This window comes from Pseudomonas sp. Y5-11 (assembly GCF_022368695.1).
In the GTDB taxonomy this organism is placed as follows: domain Bacteria; phylum Pseudomonadota; class Gammaproteobacteria; order Pseudomonadales; family Pseudomonadaceae; genus Aquipseudomonas; species Aquipseudomonas parakoreensis.
On the sequence record NZ_CP058974.1, the window covers coordinates 1,992,021 to 2,013,615 of the forward strand.

The 21,595-nt window shown below is 60.2% G+C and carries 15 protein-coding genes; 2 read left to right on the forward strand and 13 right to left on the reverse strand.

The features are described from left to right. Nucleotides 1–279: 279 nt before the first annotated feature. From HXW87_RS08755 to yaaA, 13 genes are all read right to left on the reverse strand, one after another. On the reverse strand, nucleotides 280–1,731 hold the full coding sequence (locus HXW87_RS08755) for a mannose-1-phosphate guanylyltransferase/mannose-6-phosphate isomerase (RefSeq protein ID WP_041064843.1): 1,452 nt from the start codon (nucleotides 1,729–1,731) through the stop codon (nucleotides 280–282). A gap of 207 nt (nucleotides 1,732–1,938) precedes the next feature. Then, nucleotides 1,939–2,595 carry an alginate O-acetyltransferase AlgF gene (locus HXW87_RS08760; RefSeq protein ID WP_041064839.1) on the reverse strand — a complete coding sequence of 219 codons (657 nt, stop codon included), beginning with the start codon at nucleotides 2,593–2,595 and terminating at the stop codon, nucleotides 1,939–1,941. Between the two features lie 15 nt (nucleotides 2,596–2,610). Further along, nucleotides 2,611–3,783, reverse strand: coding sequence for an alginate O-acetyltransferase (locus tag HXW87_RS08765; RefSeq protein ID WP_047292663.1), 1,173 nt, complete (start codon nucleotides 3,781–3,783; stop codon nucleotides 2,611–2,613). A 10-nt stretch (nucleotides 3,784–3,793) separates the two neighbouring features. Then, nucleotides 3,794–5,359: an MBOAT family protein gene (locus HXW87_RS08770; protein ID WP_121183802.1), complete on the reverse strand. Its 1,566-nt coding sequence runs from the start codon at nucleotides 5,357–5,359 to the stop codon at nucleotides 3,794–3,796. Between the two features lie 194 nt (nucleotides 5,360–5,553). Further along, nucleotides 5,554–6,678: a mannuronate-specific alginate lyase gene (locus HXW87_RS08775; RefSeq protein WP_239778773.1), complete on the reverse strand. Its 1,125-nt coding sequence runs from the start codon at nucleotides 6,676–6,678 to the stop codon at nucleotides 5,554–5,556. Nucleotides 6,679–6,686: 8 nt separating this feature from the next. Beyond that, nucleotides 6,687–8,147: an alginate O-acetyltransferase gene (locus tag HXW87_RS08780; RefSeq protein WP_047292668.1), complete on the reverse strand. Its 1,461-nt coding sequence runs from the start codon at nucleotides 8,145–8,147 to the stop codon at nucleotides 6,687–6,689. Nucleotides 8,148–8,157: 10 nt separating this feature from the next. Beyond that, nucleotides 8,158–9,729 carry a mannuronan 5-epimerase AlgG gene (gene algG / locus HXW87_RS08785; protein ID WP_047293038.1) on the reverse strand — a complete coding sequence of 524 codons (1,572 nt, stop codon included), beginning with the start codon at nucleotides 9,727–9,729 and terminating at the stop codon, nucleotides 8,158–8,160. Between the two features lie 26 nt (nucleotides 9,730–9,755). Further along, nucleotides 9,756–11,237 carry an alginate export family protein gene (locus HXW87_RS08790; protein ID WP_239778774.1) on the reverse strand — a complete coding sequence of 494 codons (1,482 nt, stop codon included), beginning with the start codon at nucleotides 11,235–11,237 and terminating at the stop codon, nucleotides 9,756–9,758. Next, on the reverse strand, nucleotides 11,234–12,739 hold the full coding sequence (gene algK / locus HXW87_RS08795; RefSeq protein ID WP_275588960.1) for an alginate biosynthesis TPR repeat lipoprotein AlgK: 1,506 nt from the start codon (nucleotides 12,737–12,739) through the stop codon (nucleotides 11,234–11,236). Before algK ends, HXW87_RS08790 begins: the two co-directional genes overlap by 4 nt. Nucleotides 12,740–12,754: 15 nt before the next feature. Further along, the gene (locus tag HXW87_RS08800) at nucleotides 12,755–13,924 is read right to left on the reverse strand and encodes an alginate biosynthesis protein Alg44 (protein WP_047292670.1); all 1,170 of its coding nucleotides are present in this window, start codon (nucleotides 13,922–13,924) and stop codon (nucleotides 12,755–12,757) included. A 35-nt stretch (nucleotides 13,925–13,959) separates the two neighbouring features. After that, complete coding sequence (alg8, locus tag HXW87_RS08805) at nucleotides 13,960–15,444, reverse strand: mannuronan synthase (protein WP_179294994.1); 1,485 nt, start codon at nucleotides 15,442–15,444, stop codon at nucleotides 13,960–13,962. A 103-nt stretch (nucleotides 15,445–15,547) separates the two neighbouring features. After that, the gene (locus tag HXW87_RS08810; RefSeq protein WP_041064820.1) at nucleotides 15,548–16,864 is read right to left on the reverse strand and encodes a UDP-glucose/GDP-mannose dehydrogenase family protein; all 1,317 of its coding nucleotides are present in this window, start codon (nucleotides 16,862–16,864) and stop codon (nucleotides 15,548–15,550) included. A gap of 810 nt (nucleotides 16,865–17,674) precedes the next feature. Beyond that, a complete protein-coding gene (gene yaaA, locus HXW87_RS08815; RefSeq protein WP_239778775.1) occupies nucleotides 17,675–18,454 on the reverse strand; it encodes a peroxide stress protein YaaA in 780 nt (259 codons plus the stop codon). 250 nt (nucleotides 18,455–18,704) lie between these two features. Between yaaA and HXW87_RS08820 the strand changes: the two genes are divergently transcribed. Continuing rightward, on the forward strand, nucleotides 18,705–19,829 hold the full coding sequence (locus HXW87_RS08820) for a polysaccharide deacetylase family protein (RefSeq protein ID WP_239778776.1): 1,125 nt from the start codon (nucleotides 18,705–18,707) through the stop codon (nucleotides 19,827–19,829). Nucleotides 19,830–20,166: 337 nt separating this feature from the next. After that, nucleotides 20,167–21,561 carry a PhoH family protein gene (locus HXW87_RS08825; RefSeq protein WP_041064814.1) on the forward strand — a complete coding sequence of 465 codons (1,395 nt, stop codon included), beginning with the start codon at nucleotides 20,167–20,169 and terminating at the stop codon, nucleotides 21,559–21,561. The last annotated feature ends 34 nt before the right edge of the window (nucleotides 21,562–21,595 follow it).

The window sequence follows — 21,595 nt, forward strand, 5'->3', positions numbered from 1 at the left end:
TAGGGATGGAGTAATTCATCTCCACGACCAAGCGAATGGCTTCTGCTTTTTCCTCTGACGTAACAACCCGATATCCCATGATGCTTCCTTAAATCGACGCTCCTACATCATGGTCTAAAAAAATTCGACCACAACACGGCAGCTCCTACAGTTTGAACGCGTTTTCCCTGTAGGAGCTGCCGCAGGCTGCGATCTTTTGCTTCTAAAAAAAGCCCCCGCCCAACCCACTGCGGATAGGGGACGCAGCGGGCTGGACGGGGGCTTCCTATTGCCGGGAGATCACTGCGCGATGGTTTTCACCGACACGCCGCGTTCGATCGGGGTGGAGCGACCGTAGATGTCTTCGAAGCGCTCGATATCGTCTTCACCCAGGTACGAACCCGACTGCACTTCGATGATTTCCAGCGGGATCTTGCCCGGGTTGCGCAGGCGGTGCACCGAGGCGATCGGGATGTAGGTCGACTGGTTCTCGCAGAGCAGGAACACGTTGTCATCGCAGGTCACTTCGGCGGTGCCGCTGACCACGATCCAGTGTTCGGCGCGGTGGTGGTGCATCTGCAGCGACAGGCACGCGCCCGGCTTGACCGAGATGTGCTTGACCTGGAAACGGCCGCCCATGTCCACCGAGTCATACGAGCCCCACGGACGGTAGACCTCGCAGTGGTTCTGGGTTTCGCTGCGACCCTGCTCGTTGAGCGTGTTGACCATCTGCTTGACGCCCTGGACCTTGTCCTTGTGGGCGATCATCATCGCGTCCTTGGTTTCGACCACGACGATGTTTTCCAGGCCGATCACCGACACCAGTTTGCCGTTGCCGTGGATCATGCAGTTCTTGCTGTCCTGGATCACCACATCGCCCTTGCTGACGTTGCCGTTGGCATCCTTCTCGTTGACTTCCCACAGCGACGACCAGCAACCGACATCGCTCCAGCCGGCGGTCAGCGGCACCACGCAGGCGCGCTGGGTTTTTTCCATCACCGAGTAGTCGATGGAGTTGTCCGGGCAGCAAGCGAAGGTGGCTTCGTCGAAGGTGATGGTGTCGGCGTCCTGCTGGCTGCGCTCAAGGGTCAGCAGGCAGGTGTCGTAGATGTCCGGATCGTGCTTTTTCAGCTCTTCGAGGAAGCGGCTGGCGCGGAACAGGAACATGCCGCTGTTCCAGTAGTAGCCGCCTGATTCAACGTACTCAGTGGCGCGTTTGACGTCAGGTTTTTCAACGAAATGCGAAACGCGGCTGACGCCTTCTGGCAGCAGCGAGTCGCCGGTGGATTTGATGTAGCCGTAGCCGGTTTCCGGTTTGGTCGCCGGCACGCCGAACAGCACCATCTCGCCGTTTTCGGCGGCGACGGTGGCCAGGGCGAGGGCGCGTTGCAGGGCTTTCTGGTCTTCCAGCACGTGGTCGGCCGGCAGCACCAGCATCAGTTCGTCACGCCCTTCATTGACCAGCATCATCGCAGTCAGCGCTACCGCTGGTGCGGTGTTGCGGCCGAACGGCTCCATGAGGATGCGCTGGCATTCGAGGTTACGGTTGGCCAACTGTTCGTTGACGATGAAACGGTGATCCTTGTTGCAGACCACGATCGGCGTGTCCATGCCTTCGAACACCAGGCGCTCCAGCGTTTGCTGGAACAGCGTGTGTTCACCGGTCAGGGCCAGGAATTGTTTAGGGAATTGCTTACGCGAAAGCGGCCAAAGACGTGAACCGCTACCACCTGACAAGATCACCGGAATCATGTTGTTTACTCCATAAAAATCGATTGGTTAGAGGCACGAACGTTGTGTCGTTTCACTCTTGTTGTTGTCTCGTACCGAGAGGCCGCGGCATTCCCCTGTAGGAGCTGCCGAAGGCTGCGATCTGTTGTTCTTGATCTTTAAAAACAACGTCAAAAGATCGCAGCGTGCCGCAGCTCCTACAGGGATCAGCGTCTCATCGGGAAATTGTTAGCGAGTCGACACCGGGCGTTTCACCCAGACTGGCGACAGGCTGCTGCCGGAGCCGGTGACGTACAGCACCGCGGCCTCACCGCGCTCCAGCGCGACCGGTTTCACGTCGCCGACTTTCTTGTCACCTTCGTACAGCGCCAGGCTGACTTTCACCGGGTTGATTTCACGCTCGCCACGGCCCTTGGCGGCCACGTTCGGCACCACTTCGGTCTTGCCGTCGGCGGTCTTCAGGGTCAGCGGCTTGTCGCTGAGGTTCTGCACGCGCACCAGGGATTTCTGCTTGTTCTTGAACGGCGGTTCCTCGATCAGTTGCGGCGCGCCGGACGCGTTGTTGACCAGGGTGTAGTAGTGGTCACCGGCCAGTTTGACCGGCAGGGTCTGGCTGCCGACTTTGGCGCTGTAGTCACCGCCCGGCATGAAGCTGAAGTCGCTGCTGGCCAGTGGCGCTACGTCACTCAGATTGGTGCTGCCGACGGTGGCGCTGACTTCGGCGTTGCTGGCGTTGTAGACCCGCACGAAGGTCGAGCCTTTCGGCGCGGTCGGGCCGTACAGCGCGGCGTCGCCACCGGCAAAGGCCTGGACCGACAGCACGCTCAGACCCGCAACCAGTGCGAAGCGTTTGGCGAGACGACGAGGAGTAGTAGTGAAAGTCATGGTGTTACCTCTCTTTCAGTTTTGCGCCCGATCGGGCGTCTCGGATTTAGTGTTGATGGCTACGTTTTGTTGGCGAGCACCGGCTTGTTTGAGCTCTGCGACCCACTGCGGGTCGGCGTCGCCGATTTCGTTGTTCACAGGCAGATATCGTTCAGGAAACTCCCAGATCAGCACCTGTGGCGGGCTGTTCTTGAAGTCATCGCTTTTCAGGTAGCTGAGCATCGGCAGGATCGGGCCGTGGCCGTCCTCGGCGTAATTGACCACGTCGCTGTGCAGCGCTTGTTTCAGCGCACCGACGAAGTTCCAGTTGGGGTTGGCGCTGTAGCTGGTGCCGATCAGTGCGACCGGTACTTCGCTGCTGGCGAACAGCGCGTCGTCACCAGCCGGTTGCTCGGCGGCCACGGTGTTGCGCTTTTGCAGCGGTTCTTGCGCCGGCATCAGGTTTTCGAACAGCGGATCCAGCGGCAGGAACAGACGCAGGTCGCCCTTGTGCGTGACCTTCTCCGCTGGCGTGGTGACGAAGCGCTGCGGCTCGCCGCTGAGCGGGAACTTGTCGGCGATGGTCTTGGCCAGGGTGTTGGCGGCGATTTCGGCGCCTTCCGGGGTCCAGTGGGTGTCGGTGCGCAGGAACACTTGCTGACCGTTTTGCTTGGCTTGTTGCAGCGGGCCGAGCAGGTCCGGGGCGAGGATCTTGTCTGCCGCGACACGGGCGTGGAAGTCCTGATAAAGGTTGGCGTGAATGCTTGCCGGTTTCACTTCACCCAGGTGTTCCGGGTACAGGCGCACCTTGGCCGGCACGATCGCCATCACCAGTTTCACGCCTTTCTCTTTCAGGGTCTGGCGCACGCCTTCGACCAGCGCGTAGTTGCCTTGCAGGTTCAGCTCTTCGTTGACGATCGGGTTGAATTCTTCGTCGCTGTACAGCCACTGATCGCGACCGAGCACCACGCCCGGACGCCCTTCGTTGAACAGTTTGAAATCCAGCGCCGCCCAGAGGTTGGTGCCCAGTCGCTTGATCGGAAACTGATCGTCGTAGTGGGTTTCCACGGCTTTGGTCCAGCGGCCGTTGAGTACCGTCGCGTCGGCATTGGTGTTGAAGCCGAAGAAGCTGCGCACCGACCACAGACCGAGCACCAGCAGGGTCAGCAGAAACAGCGCGATGTAGAAGATGCGTAATGAGCGGGTCATGTCAGATCCCTCAGAACTGGAAGTAAAGGAACGGCGAGAAGCTTTGCGCCGAGAGTTTGAGAATCGAGGCGATGAACAGCAGCAGGATCAGCCCGCGCATCACGTAACGCGACCAGTCCGCCGTCCAGTACGCCGGTTGCACCTGGGCTTCGACGCCGACGGTGTAGCCAGGCTCGTGGATGCTCGCCGGGTTTTCGCCGGGTGCGGCTTTGATCGTTCCCGGAGTCGCAGCGGCAGGGCCGTCGGTTTCGACGTTGACCACTGGCTTGGTTTTGACCGGAGGCTGGTTGGTGTACAGATCACGCAGGCCGAAGAACGCCAGCGTTGCGTACGCCACCACCAGGGTTGCCACTTGCAGACCGGTGAGGCTGGCGCGGTTGAGTTCCGACAGCGACCAGTCGCTGAAGCTGAACATCGCGCCGTACATGCGCCCGGCGACGTGCAGGTTCTCGGCACGGAAGATCACCCAGCCCATCACCACCAGCAGGAAGGTCAGCGCCCAGCGGATCGGGTTGAGGCTGCGCGGCGAGGTGTTGATGCCGAGCATTTTTTCGATCGCCAGCCACATGCCGTGCCAGGCGCCCCAGACGATGTAAGTGATGTTCGCGCCGTGCCACAGACCACCCAGCAGCATGGTCAGGAACAGGTTGCGATAGGTCATCAGCGTGCCTTTGCGGTTACCGCCGAGGGTGATGTACAGGTAGTCACGCAGCCAGGTCGACAGGCTGATGTGCCAGCGACGCCAGAACTCGGTGATCGACTGGCTGATGTACGGCTGCTTGAAGTTTTCCATGAAGCGGAAACCCATCATCAGGCCCAGACCGATGGCCATGTCGCTGTAACCGGAGAAGTCGAAATACAGCTGCGCGGTGTACGCCAGCGCGCCCAGCCAGGCATCACCCGTAGTCGGGTTTTGCAGGGCGAAGCAGTGGTCGGCCACTACCGCGAGGGTGTCGGCGATGAACACCTTCTTGATGAAACCCTGCATGAACCGCGTGCAGCCCTCGGAGAACTTGTCGAGGGTGTGGGTGCGGTTGTTGAATTGATCGGCGAGGTCGCGGAAGCGCAGAACCGGGCCGGCAATCAGGTGCGGGAAGATCGCCACGAACGCTGCGAAGTCGATCAGGTTGCGCGTGGCCGGGGTGTCGCCGCGGTACACGTCGATGATGTAGCTGATCGATTCGAAGATGTAGAACGAGATACCGATCGGCAGCAGCACGTGGGTCAGGATGAACGGTTCCAGACCGAACGAGGTCATGATCGCGTTGATGCTGTCCACGCCGAAATTGGCGTATTTGAAGTAGCCGAGGATGCACAGGTCGACCGCGACGCCGAGCAGCAGCCAGCGCTGCGCCGGTTTGGTACGCACGCCGGCGGCACCGACTTTCAGGCCGATCCAGTAGTTCCACAGGGTGACCCCGGCGAACAGCGCCAGGAAGTCCACCCGCCACCACGCGTAGAACACGTAGCTGGCGATCAGCAGCAACAGGTTGCGATAGCGTTGCCCGCTCAAGTAGTACAAGCCGAGAAAGATCGGCAAGAACAGAAACAGGAACACGTTGGATGAAAATACCATCCCGATCTCTCCATGTTTGAACCAACAGTCAAGGGCCAAAGCCCCCCCAAACCCCCCACGTAAAACCGGAGGGCTAACTCAAATCTCGCTGCCGCCCTGTAGGAGCTGCCGAAGGCTGCGATCTTTTGATCTGGTCTTTTGAAAATCAAAGTCAAAAGATCGCAGCGTGCCGCAGCTCCTACAGGGTTTTGGCCTTATGAACCTTTGTTGCCCTTCTCGTGCGACGGGTCGTAGACCTTGGTCAGGTCGCCGCCGAGGCGGAAGGTCTTGAACGGTTGCATGCCGTGCTTCTTCTCGATCACATCTGCCGGGCAGGTGTAGAGGGTGCAGAACGGTTCAAGCCAGGCGAATTTCATGTCTTCTTTCAGGTCGGTCATGTCCTGTTTCTTGCCGTTCTTTTCCTCGAACTGATCCGGGTCTTTCACCCCGGCCAGCACCCGATCACCCAGACGCTTGAGCGCGCTGTTGTTTTCCTGACGCAGATCCACCCCGTTGACCTGGGCGAAGCTGGCAATCATCGCCAGTGGCGGCAGGGCGTAGTTGTGATAGGCGAGGGCGCGTTGCTGGCGCTTGAGTTCGTTGGGCAGGAAGCCGTCGGCGTCGACTTGATTGACCCCGACCTTGTATTCCTTCACCGCCCAGTCGAACAGGTCGCGACGGTTGGTGGCGACAGCGGTGGCCATCACCGACCAGGCGGCCCAGTACGAGTGGTTGTTGGTTTTTTCCAGCGGCAGGTTGTCCCAGTCGCTGACCACCTGATCGGCCATCTTGCTGAACCACGCCTCGATCTGCTGCGCTTCTTGCTGATGCGTGGCCAGCGGATGCGAATCGGAGAACTTCAGGCGGATGTACGAAGAGGCCATGCTGCCCAGTGCCCATTTGCGCATCGACTTGCCGGTGTGGTTGAAGTCTTTCGACATCAATGCATCGGCCTTGGCCCACGCGGTCAGCCAGTTCAGCGTGCAGTCGAGCTGCTCCGGCCGGCCGTCGCGCATGAACTGCATCACTCGTTTGGCGGTGCCGCGCTCCAGGGTGGTGATGTCCTTGGTGGTGTCGCGGAAAGCTTTTTCCGACTGCACGTTCAGGGTCGCGCGGGCCTTGTCCGAGCCTTCGTATTTGCTGCGAAATTGCAGCGGTCCGGTGTACGGCGTCGGCATCGCGTCGCAGCCTTCGCTGTTGTCGCCGCTCTTGAATTTATCCACCGGGGCGAAATAGCCCTGCGGCGGGCGCAATGGCGCGGCGGCCTGAGTGGCCCCGGCGAACATCGCCAGGGTCAACAGGGATGGCGCAAGCAGGTGTTTGATCGTTCGATTTCGCATAGCAGACCTCATTGCCCGAGCTGAGCGGTTTGTGGCCCAGCGCCCGGGAATACGTTGCGTTTGCAGATTTTCGCTTCGACTTTTTGCGGCGCGGTACCCGCTTCCGGGCCCTGGACTTCGACGGCCAGCAGATTTTGCGAGGCCCAGTCTTCGTCCGTGCGCAGCTCAAAGGCGAAACGACCGTCGGTGTCGGAGGTTTCCGGTTTCTCGATCTTGATGTCCTCGTGGCGACCGTTCATGTACCAGAGGGTGGCTTGCAGGGTTTTCACCGAGGTGTCGGCGAAGCGGATGTCGACCTGATGGCTGCTGTTCTGCAGGTTCAGGTTCTTGCTGTTGACCAGCAGTTCCTGTTTGCCGCCAGGCTTAAGCGTGGTGCTGGCGGACATTTGGGTTTCCTTGCCTTCGCAACCGTTATCCAGCAGCGCCATCATCTGGCGATAGATGGTTTCCTGGTCGAGGCGGTACAGCGGCGAGAATTCCCAGATCAGAATCTTCGGCGGGGTCTTTTGGAATTCATCGCTACCGAGGTACTGCAGCATCGAACCTTCGAGACCACCGCCGGGGAAGGCGACATTGAGGATGTCGGCGCCAATCGCTTCTTCGAGGAAGCCGGCAAAGTTGTAGTTCTTGCCGCTGTGCGAGGTACCGACGAGGGTGATTTGCGGGTTGCCGGAATCACCGAACAGGTCGCCGTCACCGGCCTCGCCTTTCGGCTCGGTGGTGAACTGGTCCATGTACTGGATCGCGTAACTGGTGCCGCACAGTTGCCCGGCCATATTGTGCAGGGTGCCGGTCTTGCCCATGCGCCCGGTGCGCTTGGTCTCGAATTCACGCTTGGGAATGTCGGCGAAGGCCGGGATCTGCTTGACCTTCTCGGCGACGATTTTCGCTGTGCGCTGAGCACCGTATGGGGTCCAGTGCTGGTCGCCGCGGAAGTAGAAATCGTGGGCGGGCAGGGTGTCCGGCAGCGATTCGTTGGTCAGCGGCGACAGGTCCGGTACCACGTAACCCATCTTGGCGAAACGGCCGAGCATGGTCTTGTAGTTGCCCAGCGCTTTCTCGTAATCGAACGCGGCTTTTTCCTGCGGGTTGAGCTTGTTGCGGTTCACCAGACCACGGGTCGGCTGGTAAACGATCACCAGTTCGACGCCTTTGGCCTTGAACGCATCGTGCAGTTGTTGCAGGCGTTTGTAGCCGGCCGGGGTAGTGTTGAACTCGGTGCGCAAATCTTCCTGGGTACGGAACAGCCAGTCGCCCTGCGCCTGCACCAGGGTGGTGAAGTTCTGCTGATAGCGCGTGGTGTAGTTCTTCGCGTCGTGCGCAGCCGGGCACAGGTTGCAGCACGGTTCGGCGCTGAATTTTGGCGCGGTGGCGCCCGCCGCTTCATCGGCGCGGGCAGCATTGCTGGCTGCCAGAATGCCCACGGTCAGGGCCGACAGGCTGAGTAATTTGATCAAATGTGGGTGCATAAAATTATCCTCAGTCCCGCAGTTCGGTCTGGCGTTCGACAGGGTCGATCAGTACGGCTTTCTGCTGGCGCACCAGCAGGTCGAGAATTTCATCCTGGCGCTCGCCGAGGATGCCGTTGAAGCTGATGCCGCTGGACTTGGTCGGCGCCAGCATCGATACGCGATACAGCTCGACGCTCAACGGCGAGTCGATGGCCATCGGCCCGCTGCCGTTGGCCGCCAGTTCACCGCCGACCACGATCAGCGAGACTTGCGCGTCGAACGGGTCGAGCTTGATGTCGCGGTCGGTGTCGGTCAGGTCCTTGATGTGGCCGTAGACGCCGGTCAGCCCGTTGGCCATGGCGACGTTTTCGTAGAGGCGGATGTTCACGCTGTTACGAATGCGGATGCCGTGGCGCTTGTTGCTGATGACCTTGTTGCCCCACAGCAGGTTGTCGGCGGACTCGTAGAGGGTGATGCCGTCCGTGTGGTTCTTGTAGATCTCGTTGTAGGCAATGATGTTGTTGACGCTGTTACGGTCGATCACCAGGCCCGAGAGGTGGTTGTCGTAGCTCTTGTTGTTGAAGATGAAGCTGTCGTTCACTTCTCGGGAAATGATGATGCCGTGCTTCTTCTTCGTACCGTGGACGGTGTTCTCGGCAATGATCAGACCGTGGGAACGGTCGTGCGGGTCGATGCCGTAGACGATGTTGTCCTTGTAGGTGTTGCCCTTGACCACGAAGTCGCGGGTCTCGTAGCAGTAGAAGCCGTACCACATGTCGGAGAACTCGGAGCCGACGATCCAGCCGGTCGGCTCGGGACGCTTGAGGACCTTGGCCATGTTCGGCGTGTACTGGGAAATACTCACCCCGTACGACTTACTGTTGGCGTAACCGAAACTGGCCATCTTGCTGTTGACGATGTAGGTCTCGGTGCCGCCCCAGGCCAGCAGGAACGGACGGAATTCCTTCGGCGAACGGAAGGTGGCCGGGCCATTGTCCTTCTCGCGCCAGCCAGTGACTTTGGTGTCACGCACAAACAACTGACCGTCGTTGACCAGGAACGAACCGGCCTCTTGCGACAGGCGCAACTCCTGGGTCTGACCATCGATTTCGAGGATGCCTTTGCGGCCGACCACAATCGGCAGCTTCGCCAGGTACACGCCCGGCGAGGTCTCGCTGAAGTACTGCTTGGGCAGCTTCTGCGCCAGATCCTTGAGGTTCAGGTAACCGTCGTCGACGAAGATCGCCTGCGGGATACCGTGCTGACGCACCACCCATTCAGCCATCTTGTTGTCGCCGCCGATGAAGTCCTTCAGGGCGTCTTCCTGCATCATCCGGCGCACGCTGATCTTGCCTGCTTTGCTGCGATTGATCTTCGCAGCGGCAGCCTCGGCGGTGAAGCCGGACAGGTCGGGCAGTTTCGGCTTGGCCAGCTCCAGCGCCTCGGTCGGCGCGCTGCTGACGGTGTAGGTCTTGGCTTGTTGCAGCTCTTTGGCGGTGGTCACCGGCTTGGCCGGTTCCACCGTGGCGAACGCGCCAGCGGAGGCCAGCAGCATGGCGCCGGCCAACAGGCTGAGCGAGCCTTTCCTTGCATGGTGCATGTCGGGCACTCCCTTGGCGGTTTGCATCAGAAGCGCCAGATCACGTCGATGAACGCGCGGTGCATGTACGAATCGACCTGGCTGCCATAGGCATCACCCGGCTTGAACACACCGCCACGGAAACGCACCAGCGCCGACGGCTCGTCGATCGACTGGCTCAACGCCGCCGGCAGCAAGCCTTGCTTGAAGTACTTGGTCACCACCAGGTCCATTTCCTGACCCAGGTCCTTGTTGCCATCCTGCAGTGGCAGCGAGGTGCTGGAGAGGATTGCGCCGGTGACGTCGTCGGTGTTGTTTTCCACGGCGTTGATGCCGTTGCTGCCCACCGGCTTGTTGCCGTCCACGCGCCAGAACTTGTGGTAGATCAGGCTGGCGTCGTACTGGTCGTTGAGCATCCACGAACCGAACAGGGTCGCGGTCTGCATGTTGTTCATTTCGCCACGGAATGCTTCGCCGAAACGGTGCACGCGCGAGCGGGTACCGGTGTAGTTGGAGCGGTTGCTTTCCAGACCGTTCTGCTGGTAATCGGCGCTGGCGCGGGCGTAGGCTGCACCGACCTGCCACTGCGGATCGAGGCGCAGGCGCACGCCCAGGTCGGTGGCCCAGCCGTTGATGTCATCACTGCGCTTGGCTTGGGCCGGACGGCTGCCATCGGCGGTCAGCGGGTTGACCGAATCAAGGTCGCCGCTCATGCCGGTGATGCTGCCCCAGTAGTTGACGGTGTTGGTGTTGCGCCAGTTGTAGGCGTCACTGTCGACGGTCAGACCGAGCCAGCTGATGTCGCCGTTCTGGGTTTTGTCGAGGGTGTCGCGGGGCACGCCCGGTTCGGCGTAGTCGAGCTTGCCGTTATCGTGGGTGTGGTGACCGCGAATGCCGACCCAGTTACCCGGCGTCCACTGGTAGGCGGCATCGGCGTAGGCGTGCAGGCGATCCTTGTCTTTCGGCGCCAGCTCTTTGAGGTCGGTGCGGTATTCGCTGAAGCGTTCGGCGACACCGACGTTGGCGCGCAGCAGGGTGGTGTCGAAGGTCCAGTTCAGCGCTTCGATGTTGGTGTCACGCCATTGGCCGTCGTCATTGCGCAGACGCTGGCGACCGAACTTGAGCATCTCGCCGGGGTACGGCGTCAGGCCGCTGTAGCCGACCCAGAATTCGCGCATCGCCAGGTAGTTTTTCTTGGTTTTGCGGTCGCTGTTGTCGGTGGTTTGTTCACCGTCGGACTGCTGCAGGGTGTCGGTTTCGATAATGTCGGTCGAGGTCACGGCCTGGCCCATGGCGTAGGCGCTCCACGCACCGCTTTCGCCGTAGACCCACGGACGCAGGTCCAGGCCCACACCGTTGACGTCGCCGCCGCTGGCGGTGCCGAGGTCGCGGTCGTCTTCGGACTGGCCGGTGATTTTCACTTCCAGACCGAAGTTCTTGGTTTCAGTGATCGCGGCCAGTGTCGGGCAAGACCAGATCAGCGCGAACGTGAGGCCAATGCCAGCCTTCACAAAGGGATTCAACTTCATAGGGATTCCTCGCCGTCTTCTTCTTGCAGGGCGTGCAGTTGCAGCGTGTTCTGGTTCAGGGCGCCACGGCTGGCCTGTTCCTGTTGCAGCAGGCGCTGGGCTTCGGCCAGACGCTCGGGCGGCAATTGCGCTGCGAGGGTGGTCGCCAGTTCATCGGCTTGCGGGGTGTTCTGCGCCTTGGCCAATTGGCTGAATACATAGGCGTTGAGCGGGTCGGGCTTGGTGCCCTTGCCTTGGGAAAACAGTTGGGCGATGGCGAAATCAGCGCTGTTCTGGCCGTTGCGCGCAGCGGTCAGCAGGTGGTCGAGAGCCTTCTGCGGATAGACCTTGCCCAGGTAACCACGGCGATAGATCTGGCCGAGGTAGTAGTCAGCGGCGACTTCGCGGCCGACGGCTTTCTGGAAATGTTCTTCGGCGACTTTTGCGTCGGCCGGCACCAGTTTGCCTTCGTAGTAGAGCTTGCCCAGCAACAGTTCGGCGCGCGGCTGGTCGGCGGCGCGGCCGTTGTCCAGGTACTTCATCATCTGATCGACGTCGCCCAGTTCCGGGAAGTCGTAAAGCAGCTGCGCGAGGGTCACCCACGATGCCGGGTAGCCCGGGGCGATCGGTTCGAGCAGCGACTGCGCGGTCTTCTCGTCGGTTTTGCCGAGGGTCGAATCGGCCAGCACGCGGGCCACCGAATCGACGCGCTGCGCGCTGACCGTGCCGCGGCTGTAACCGGCCTGCATCTGCTTGAGCAGCTCGGCCTGTTGCTCAGGCTGGGCACGTTTCTGATACACCGTGGCCAGTTCGACGTAGCAGATGTCGGTGGTGTTGAGCGCGGCCTTGCAGATCTTTTCCACGTCATCCAGATGCTGGTCGTAAGTGCCTTGGGTGCGATACAGCAGCACCTGCGCCAGACCCGCTTCCGGGTAACCGGATTTGCGCCACTGATCGATCTGCTGCTGCGCGTTGATATTCGGGAAGCTGTGCGGGAATTGCAGGTACAGCATCGCCAGCGGGATCAACGTGTTGCCTTCGCCGTTGGCGGCGGCTTTTTTCAGCAGGCTTTCAGCTTCGTGGTGCTCGGCTTCGGTGGAACCGGGCTTGGCCACCAGCAGGCGACCGAGACGGGCCTGGGCCCGTGGCGACACGTCGGCGGCGGCGCGGTAGGTCGCTTCGGCCTGTTTGATCTGCTCGGGGTCGCGGCTGTCGACCTGGATATCGGCGAGACCGACTTGCGCCTCGCTGTAACCCAGATCGGCCAGTGCGCGGTAGTTCTGCGCGGCAGTGGCAGTGTCGCCACGCTTGAGCGCTTCGTTGGCCAGGCGCTGGTCGGGCAGGCCGGCGCAACCGGCGAGGCTGACGGCCAGTGCCAGCGAGCACACCATATGACCTTTGTGGGAGCTGGCTTGCCAGCGATTCAGGCGGCTCGGTGTGTCAGACAGACCGCGTTGATCCAATCGCTGGCAAGCCAGCTCCCACAGGGATCGCGGTGTTCTCAGGAGACGGATGATAGTCACAGGCATGTCCTCGACTTAAAGACCGGCAGCCATGGCTTTGTCGATCAGCCAGTTCAGGTTCGGACCACGGTCGCTATTCACTTCCACCGGACGGCCGGCGAAGCTGCTGTCCAGCGGTTCGTCCGGCTGGATCTGCACGCGGATGTCGGAGGACAGGTCGGCGCTTTTCAGGCTGGTGCTGCTGACGATCTTGCCGGTGCGGGTCTGGTCTTCGCCGGCGATCTGGAAGCTCACTGGCGTCCCCGGACGCACGTCGCCGAACTGGCGATAGGAGAAGCGCGCATCGACGGTGGCCTGGGTGTTGCGCGGTACCAGGGTGAAGATCACGTCGCCTTTGCTTGCGTACTGACCGTCAGCCACCAGTTGCTGGGCCACGGTGCAATCGCACGGCGAGGTCAGGGTGCCGGTCATCTGCTTGCCGAACAGTTCTTCCACCTTGGCCGGTTGCAACTGGTCTTCGTCGAGATGGCCCTTGAGCACGTCGAGCATGCTGGTGCTGAAGGTCGCCAGCGGGGCGCCTTTGGCGGCGACGCCGTCGGACTTGACCAGGCTCTGCACGGTGCCGTCACGCGGCATGGTGATGTTCATTCCCGGTACGCTGACCAGACCGGCCTGCGCATGGCTGACGAAGTACATGCCGTACACCGACTTGAAGACGAAACCGAACGCCACCAGGCCGATGGCGAATACCCCGGCGCTGAAGGTCACCGCTTTCAGACGCCCGAACGGGGTCATGCCGCTGCCGCCGTCCTTGACCTTGCGCGCCTTGGTGAAGTTGTCGCGCTGCAGCGTCGCCAGCACTTCACCCATGCTGACGATGTCGCCGGCCAGGTGCGACGTGATCAGGTGACGCAGGGTCGAGATGTCTTGCGGTTCGAGGTTCTGGAACTGGCAACCGACGCGGCCGCTCTGGCGGTCGTAGGAGCGCACTTGCAGTTCGACGTCCATGGCCAGGCCGAGGTTGTCGATCACGAATTGCAGGCGTGCCTTGTACACGTCGCCGGTCTTGAGCGGCAGTTGTCCGGCGTTGAACGCCAGACCACCGGCGGACAGGTCCAGGACCCGCGCCTCGACCGGCGTCCGGTCCGGGCCGAAGAAGCGCAGTTTGGCCGGGATTTTCACTCGGGCGTGCTGACGCTGGGCTTCGGATTCATGCACTACGTTGGCGTTGACGGCGGTATTCATGGGGGCGATTTCCTTGTTAATTCAATAGGGGCAGGTCAGACCATCATCAGCAGCACGGCGACGAAAATGCTGCCGGCGGAGAAGGTCATGGTCCGAGACGACCAGGTGTTGAACCAACGTTGAAAGCTGGCGAGATCACGGGTCAGGGAAGTGGGTTGGCGCGTCCAGGATTGCTGGTCGAGGCGGAAGAACACGTAGATCTTCACCAGCGCACCGACGATCTGGTTGTAATACAGAATCACGGGATAGGCCGGGCCGATCCGGTGACCGGAGCACGACAGCAGCAAGGTCAGAATCAGGCGCGTGATGCCGATCCACAGCAGGTAGGCGAGGATGAACGCACCGCCGTACTTGAAGCTGGCGATGATCGCCACGGTCAGGCCCAGCAGCGAGGTCCACATCGACACACGCTGGTCGAACAGCACCACCGAGGTGAAGGCGCCGAGGCGTTTCACACCCAGGCCCAGCGCTCGCGAGTTCTGACGCAGGTTGTTGCCGTACCAGCGGAACATCAGCTTGCGGCTGGCCTTGATGAAGCTCTTTTCCGGCGGATGTTCAACGGTGTTGATCGCGGCGTCCGGCACGTAAAAGGTGTCGTAACCCAGACGCATCAGGCTGAACCAGCTCGATTTGTCGTCACCGGTGAGGAACTTGAAACGACCCAGGCGCCAGTGTTGCAGCGAGTCGCTTTCGACGTCGGCGATGAATTCCGGATCGGTCACCACGGTGGCGCGGAACACCGACATACGCCCGGTCATGGTCAGTACGCGCTTGGACAGGGCCATCGAGCACATGTTGATGTGACGCTGGGCGAAACGCAGCTTGTGCCATTCGCTCATGATGTAGCCGCCGCGCACTTCGCAGAATTCGTTGGTGGTCAGGCCGCCGACATTGCCGAACAGCTGGAACCACGGCACGGTCTTGCGCACGGTGCCTTCGCCGAGCACGGTGTCGCCGTCGATCACGGCCACCACGGCGCGGTCGTCCGGCAGGTGACGGGAGATCGCGCGGAAACCGTAGGCCAGGCCATCACGCTTGCCGGTGCCGGGAATGCGCACGAAGTCGAGCTTCACCCGGTCTGGCGGATTCATCCGCGCCCACAGCGCTTTCACCAGCAGCTCATCGGACATTTCGACGATCGAGCAGACCACGGTGGTCGGCAGGTCGCAGTCGATGGCTTCGCGGATCACCGAGCTGTAGACCTGCGCGGTGGTCAGCGCGTCGATACGGAAACTGGTGACCATCAGAAACACATGCGACGGGTCCGCCGCTTTACCCAGCTTGCGCACTTTGCGGCGCAGGTGCGGGTAAACGATGTAGAGAAAAATCATGCCGCGCACAAAGTGCGTTGCACCCATCGAGTAGCGCCAGATACCCACGGCGCCAATCAGGAAAATGAAGTCCTTCGACTCGGAGTCGAATGTGGACGTGGGCAGCATCAAGGCCAGACCCATCAACAAACTGAGGTAAAACAGCCAACCGGCGGCCTGAAGTAGGCCGTGCTTTAGCCTGTGCATAATCTGCATCCGTCTCTATCTCGGGCGAGCCTGTCGGGTGGCCCGATGGGGTTAAGGCAGGCGAAGAACCGGCCGGGGGTTCAAATCCCCCGGCCGGAAGGCTGACTTACCAGCAGATACCTTCAGTGCGAGTACCTGGGTTGGTGGCTTTGGCCATGAAGCCGACCAGGTCGATGACCTGTTTGCCTTGCGGTGCTTCCTGGGCCAGCGCGCGGAATTTCTCGTCGCGGTTGCCGAGGATGATCACGTCGGAGTTGTCGATCACCGAATCGAAGTCCGCGTTGAGCAGGGACGACACGTGCGGGATCTTCGACTCGATGTAGTCTTTGTTCGCGCCGTGAACACGGGCGTACTCGACGTTGCTGTCGTAGATGCTCAGGTCGTAGCCCTTGCCGATCAGCATTTCGGCCAGTTCCACCAGCGGGCTTTCGCGCAGGTCGTCGGTGCCGGCCTTGAAGCTCAGGCCGAGCAGGGCGACTTTGCGTTTGTCGTGGCTTTCAACGATGTCGAAGGCGTTCTGCACTTGCGATTCGTTGCTGCGCATCAGCGAGTTGAGCAGCGGTGCTTCGACGTCCAGCGAACCGGCGCGGTAGGTCAGGGCGCGCACGTCTTTGGGCAGGCACGAACCGCCGAAGGCGAAGCCCGGGCGCATGTAGTACTGGGACAGGTTGAGGGTCTTGTCCTGGCAGACCACGTCCATCACTTCACGGCCATCGACACCGACCGCTTTGGCGATGTTGCCGATCTCGTTGGCGAAGGTGACCTTGGTTGCGTGCCAGACGTTGCAGGTGTACTTGATCATCTCGGCGACAGCGATGTCCTTGCGGATGATCGGTGCGTCGAGTTCTTCGTACAGCGATTGCAGAACGTCGCCCGAGGCCTTGTCGAACTCGCCGATGACGGTCATCGGTGGCAGGTCGTAGTCCTTGATCGCGGTGGATTCACGCAGGAATTCCGGGTTGACCGCGACGCCGAAATCGACACCGGCCTTCTTGCCCGAGCAGTCTTCGAGGATCGGGATGACCACGTTGGCGACGGTACCCGGCAGCACGGTGCTGCGCACCACGATGGTGTGGCGGGTGGATTTTTCACGCAGCACGAAACCGATCTCGCGGCACACCGCCTCGATGTAGTTCAGTTCCAGGTCGCCGTTCTTCTTGCTCGGTGTACCGACGCAGATCATCGACAGGTCGGTGTCACGAATTGCCTCGGCGAAGTTGGTTGTACCGCGCAGACGACCGGTCTCGATACCCTGGGCCAGAAGTTCGCCCAGACCCGGTTCAACAATCGGCGACTTGCCGGCGTTGATCATGTCGATCTTGTCTTTGGCAACATCGACGCCAACCACGTCATGGCCCCGTGCAGACAGGCAACCGGCACATACTGCGCCAACGTAACCCAAACCAAATATGCTGATGCGCATCGCAAATACCTCTGTGTTTTATCAAGCCATTAGATGGCCGGAGTTAATGGTGTTCAGCGGTCATAGTGCACTCGAAAGTGCGGCAAACAGGCGCCACAATGCCGTGTGCAGGCATACTAAGTTCCGAGTGTCTAAATAAGTGCACTCAAGATGTGCGCAACTAGGCCTGGTTGTTATGACTTGCCCTGTTATGCAGCGGATCCTCTTGCTGGAAGACTCTTGTGCATGTTTTCAGTCCACCTGATGTCGGACGAAAAGCCCGTAGATCAAGCGGTTGGGTGCTCAGGCGAGCACGTTTACAGGGGCGCAGCCTTGGCCTTGTAGAGGATGTTTATGGTGCGTATCACCTATCCATCGTTAGTTGATCAGATGAGTGAACCATCTAGGCAAGTTGCTGTGACAACTTGGTTACATGGTTCTCCGCTCTGCGTAAGTTATCTCGTACAAACTCGGCGAGAATCGTTACCGGTGGTATGAGCTATGCATTTGGACATAGTTCCTACCCGCTCATCGCGAAATCTGAAATTTTTTGAAATATTGACAAAGATGGCACTGGTCTCAAATTGATAGCACTTTCGATTTGGGCCTTTATTAATCGGTGCGCAATCGAGCTCGATAGTTTTGTGCCACTACCGTAAAAAAATTTACGTGCCACTACTGAAAAAAAGTGCGGGTGTCGAGTGAAACTAAAATTAAAATCGGACGGGACGATTTTATGGCGCCAATAAAACGGCGAAATGAGGCGGGGGATTTTTGACGTCGTGCGAGCTGCACGACTCCTTATAGAAAGAGTCGTGCATTGGGCATGCTTTATTCCGGGGCGTGGTCGCGCAGAAACACCAGATTGTCCGGTTTCGACTGCTCGGCGCTGTACTGATAACCCTGCACGTCGAACTGTTTGAGCAGGGCGGGATCATTGATTTTTTCCTGAATCACGAAACGGCTCATCAGTCCTCGGGCCTTCTTTGCGTAGAAGCTGATGATCTTGTACTGACCGTTCTTCAGGTCCTTGAACTCGGTGTTGATGATCCGCGCGTTCAGGGCGCTGCGCTTGACCGCCGAGAAGTACTCGTTGGACGCCAGGTTCAGCAGCACGTCGTCACCTTGCTCGGCCAGGGCTTCGTTGAGCCATTCGCTGATGCGGGTGCCCCAGAACGCGTAGAGGTCCTTGCCACGGGCGTTGGTCAGCTTGGTGCCCATTTCCAGACGATACGGCTGCATCAGATCCAGCGGACGCAGCAGACCATAGAGCCCGGAGAGCATGCGCAGGTGCTTTTGCGCGTAGTCGAACTGGGCTTCGCTGAAGGACTGGGCGTCGAGGCCGGTGTACACATCACCTTTAAAGGCGAGCAGCGCCTGCTTGGCGTTTTCCGGGGTGAAGGCGGGCGTCCAGCTGCCGAAACGCGCGGCGTTGAGGCCGCCAATCTTGTCGGACACGTGCATCAGTTCGCTGATTTGTGCCGGGCTCAGTTCGCGCAGTTGCTGGATCAGCTCCTGGGAATGGTCGAGGTATTGCGGCTGGGTAAAGCGCTGGGTCGCCGGCGGTGTTTCGTAATCGAGGGTCTTGGCGGGGGAAATCACCATCAGCATGAAGTCGTCTCCTTTAATCGTGGGGGCGATTCTAGGGGGTTGGCCGGGTTGACTCCAGCTATCAAGCCCATAGGTGATCGATGGTGTGCTGGAAAAGATCGCAGCCTTCGGCAGCTCCTACAGGTTACGGTCGACTGTTGGCTGCCTTTGTAGGAGCTGCCGGAGGCTGCGATCTTTTGATCTTTCTTTTGATTGTCCTGCGGCCACCCGCGATATAGTGCCGCGCGGGTTTGGTTATGGAGACACCCCTTTGCGCATTGTTCTTTTATTCACGGCGTGGCTGATGAGCTGCGGGGCCATGGCGGCACCGGGCGATGTCGCGACGCTGGATCGCAGCACCTGGCCGGAGCAGCTCAGCAATCCGACGCTGTTCGACGTCGCCTCGCGCGCGGAAATCCTCATGTTCGCCCGGGGCCTGCTCGGCACCGAAGCGCTGGACGAGGCTGCGCTGGCCCAGCGTCTTGGCCTGCGCACGGTCAATGTCGACGCGATCAGCCGCCTGCGGCAGCGGCTCTGGGAACATCTGTTGGCCAACTACAACTTCGCCCAGCAGAGCTGCGATCAGGATGCCTCGTTCTGCTTCCTCGTCGAAGACCTGCCGACCCTGCGCGAGCAGGCCGCCAAGTTCGTGGTCAGCGACGACAGTTATTACACCAAATGGGCCGAACCGAGCCGGTTGTTTCATCTGCAGTACCTGGACGAGCTGATGCGCAAGGCCGCGCTGTCGCCGCAGACCAGCAGTGAAATCGATCGTTTCGGCGACTATGAACGCAGCGGCGACGAGATGCATGACCGGCTGTTTCTGCTGAGTTTCGACAGTGCTGCCAATCTGCAGCCGGACAACACCGACTGGATCGCCGACTACCTGCGCAAAGCCAATCTCAGCGGCACGTTCTTCCTGTTGGGCAAGGACGTGCAGGCGCGACTGGCGGATCGCTCGGTGAGCAACCTGCAATCGGAGTTCTCGAAGCATTGTGTCGGCGTGCAGGGGTGGGAGTTCCGTTCCCACAGCTATTGGCAGGACTGGCAGGACTCGGTGCGCCGCAGCAGTGACCTGGTGAAGAACAAGTTGCCGGAAAACTACGTGCCGCTGTTCCGTCCGCCGGAGGGGCAGCGTCGCTCTGATGCTGGCAGCTTCTTGCGCAATCAGGGCCTGCAAGTGGCGCTGTGGGACATCCATGCCCAGGATGGTGCCGGCAAGCTCAACGGTGCGCAGAGCGCGCAGCGAGTGCTGACCCTGATGCTGTTATGGCGCCACGGGGTGATCAATTTCAACATGAAACAGGATGCGGTGAGGACCGCGTTGCCGTGGCTGATCACGCAGACTGCGCAAAGCGGCATCGGCTTTGAAGACTGTCAGGACGGGTTTCGCTAGTAAACGGAAAAAGCCCGGAAACATTGGGCCTTTGGCGATTTTTTCAGAGAATTCGATGCAGGCGGACTTCCGACTTTAGCGGGGTCTGCACGGTCCGCCAAGGGCTTTTCGTCACTCTGCAAAATAAACTTAAAAAAACCGTCAAAGTGCTTTTTTATGTCATGGGTTTTGGAGTATTACGAAGACAGACCGCCGAAACCTGCAACACAGGTGGCGTCTTCCAAGACTCCTTTTGTGTGCAGTTCATCCAGGCCCTCGTGGATGAATTCGGCAGTCACTTCGAGGCGCAGCACCGCCCAGGTATTGCGTCGAATGGCTCCCACAAAGGTGACCGAGTATGGATGATCACGGACGTAGCCCTTCTTCCAACCAGCCAATCCTTTATGTACTCGATACCAACGTATTGATTCACGATCCAAATGCCCTGCTGAATTTCGAAGAACACCACGTCGCGATCCCGATGACCGTGCTTGAGGAGCTGGACAAGCTCAAGAGCGGCCATCACAGCGTTGCTGCCGAATGCCGCCAGGCGATCCGCCTGATCGACAAGACCCTGGGCGATGCCTCCCCCGAGGACGTCGAGCTGGGCGTGCCGATCCAGCGCGGCAAGGGCGGGCCGAAAGGCTTGCTGTCAATTCTGATGAGCAAACAGGCCGAGTCGAACCTGATTCTGCCCGAGCATCTGAACGACAACAAAATCATCAACCAGTTGATCGACCTGCACACCCGTGATCCGCAGAAGGCGGTGGTGCTGGTCACCAAAGACATCAACATGCGCCTCAAGGCGCGCGCCTGCGGCATCGATGCCGAGGACTACAGCACCGACCAGCTGGTCGATGACGTGTCCCTGCTGCCCAACGGCTACCACAACATGACCGGCTCCTTCTGGGACCGCGTGAGCAAGGTCGATACCCGTCAGGATCACGGCCGCACGTGGCATCAGGTGCAGCTGATCGACAACCTGCCCGCGGTGCACATCAACGAGTTCATCATTGACGAACAAGGCTTTGTCGGCTGGATCAAGGAAATCCAGGAAGACAAGCTGCTGATCCTCGACCTGCACCAGGAACCGCTGCTGCACCAGGAAGCCTGGGGCCTCAAACCACGGGACATCTATCAGAGTCTGGCGCTCTACGCGCTGCTGGATCCGGACATTCATCTGGTCAACCTGTCGGGTGCTGCCGGTTCCGGTAAAACCATTCTGGCGCTGGCCGCGGCGATCGAGCAGACCATGGTCAGCAAGCGCTATCGCCGCATCATCGCGACCCGCAGCGTGCAGGGCCTGGACCAGGAAATCGGCTTCCTGCCCGGCACCGAAGCGGAAAAAATGGAGCCCTGGCTGGGGGCCATCACCGACAACCTCGAAGCTTTGCACATGGATGATGAAAACACCCATGGCAGCGTCGATTACATCCTCAGCAAAGTGCCGTTGCAGTTCAAATCGCTCAACTACATTCGCGGTCGCAGCTTCCAGCAGAGCCTGATCCTGATCGACGAATGCCAGAACCTTACGCCGCACCAGATGAAAACCATCATCACCCGGGCCGGCGCCGGTTCCAAAGTGGTGTGCCTGGGCAACCTGGCACAGATCGACACCCCTTACCTGTCCGCGACCAGTTCCGGGCTGACCTACCTGACCGAACGCTTCAAGGATTTCCCCAACGGGGTGCACATCACCCTGCAGGGCGTGCCACGCTCGATCCTGGCCGAATACGCCGAATCGCATCTGTAACCCTTCCAATAAAACCGGGCGGCCGCAAAGTCGC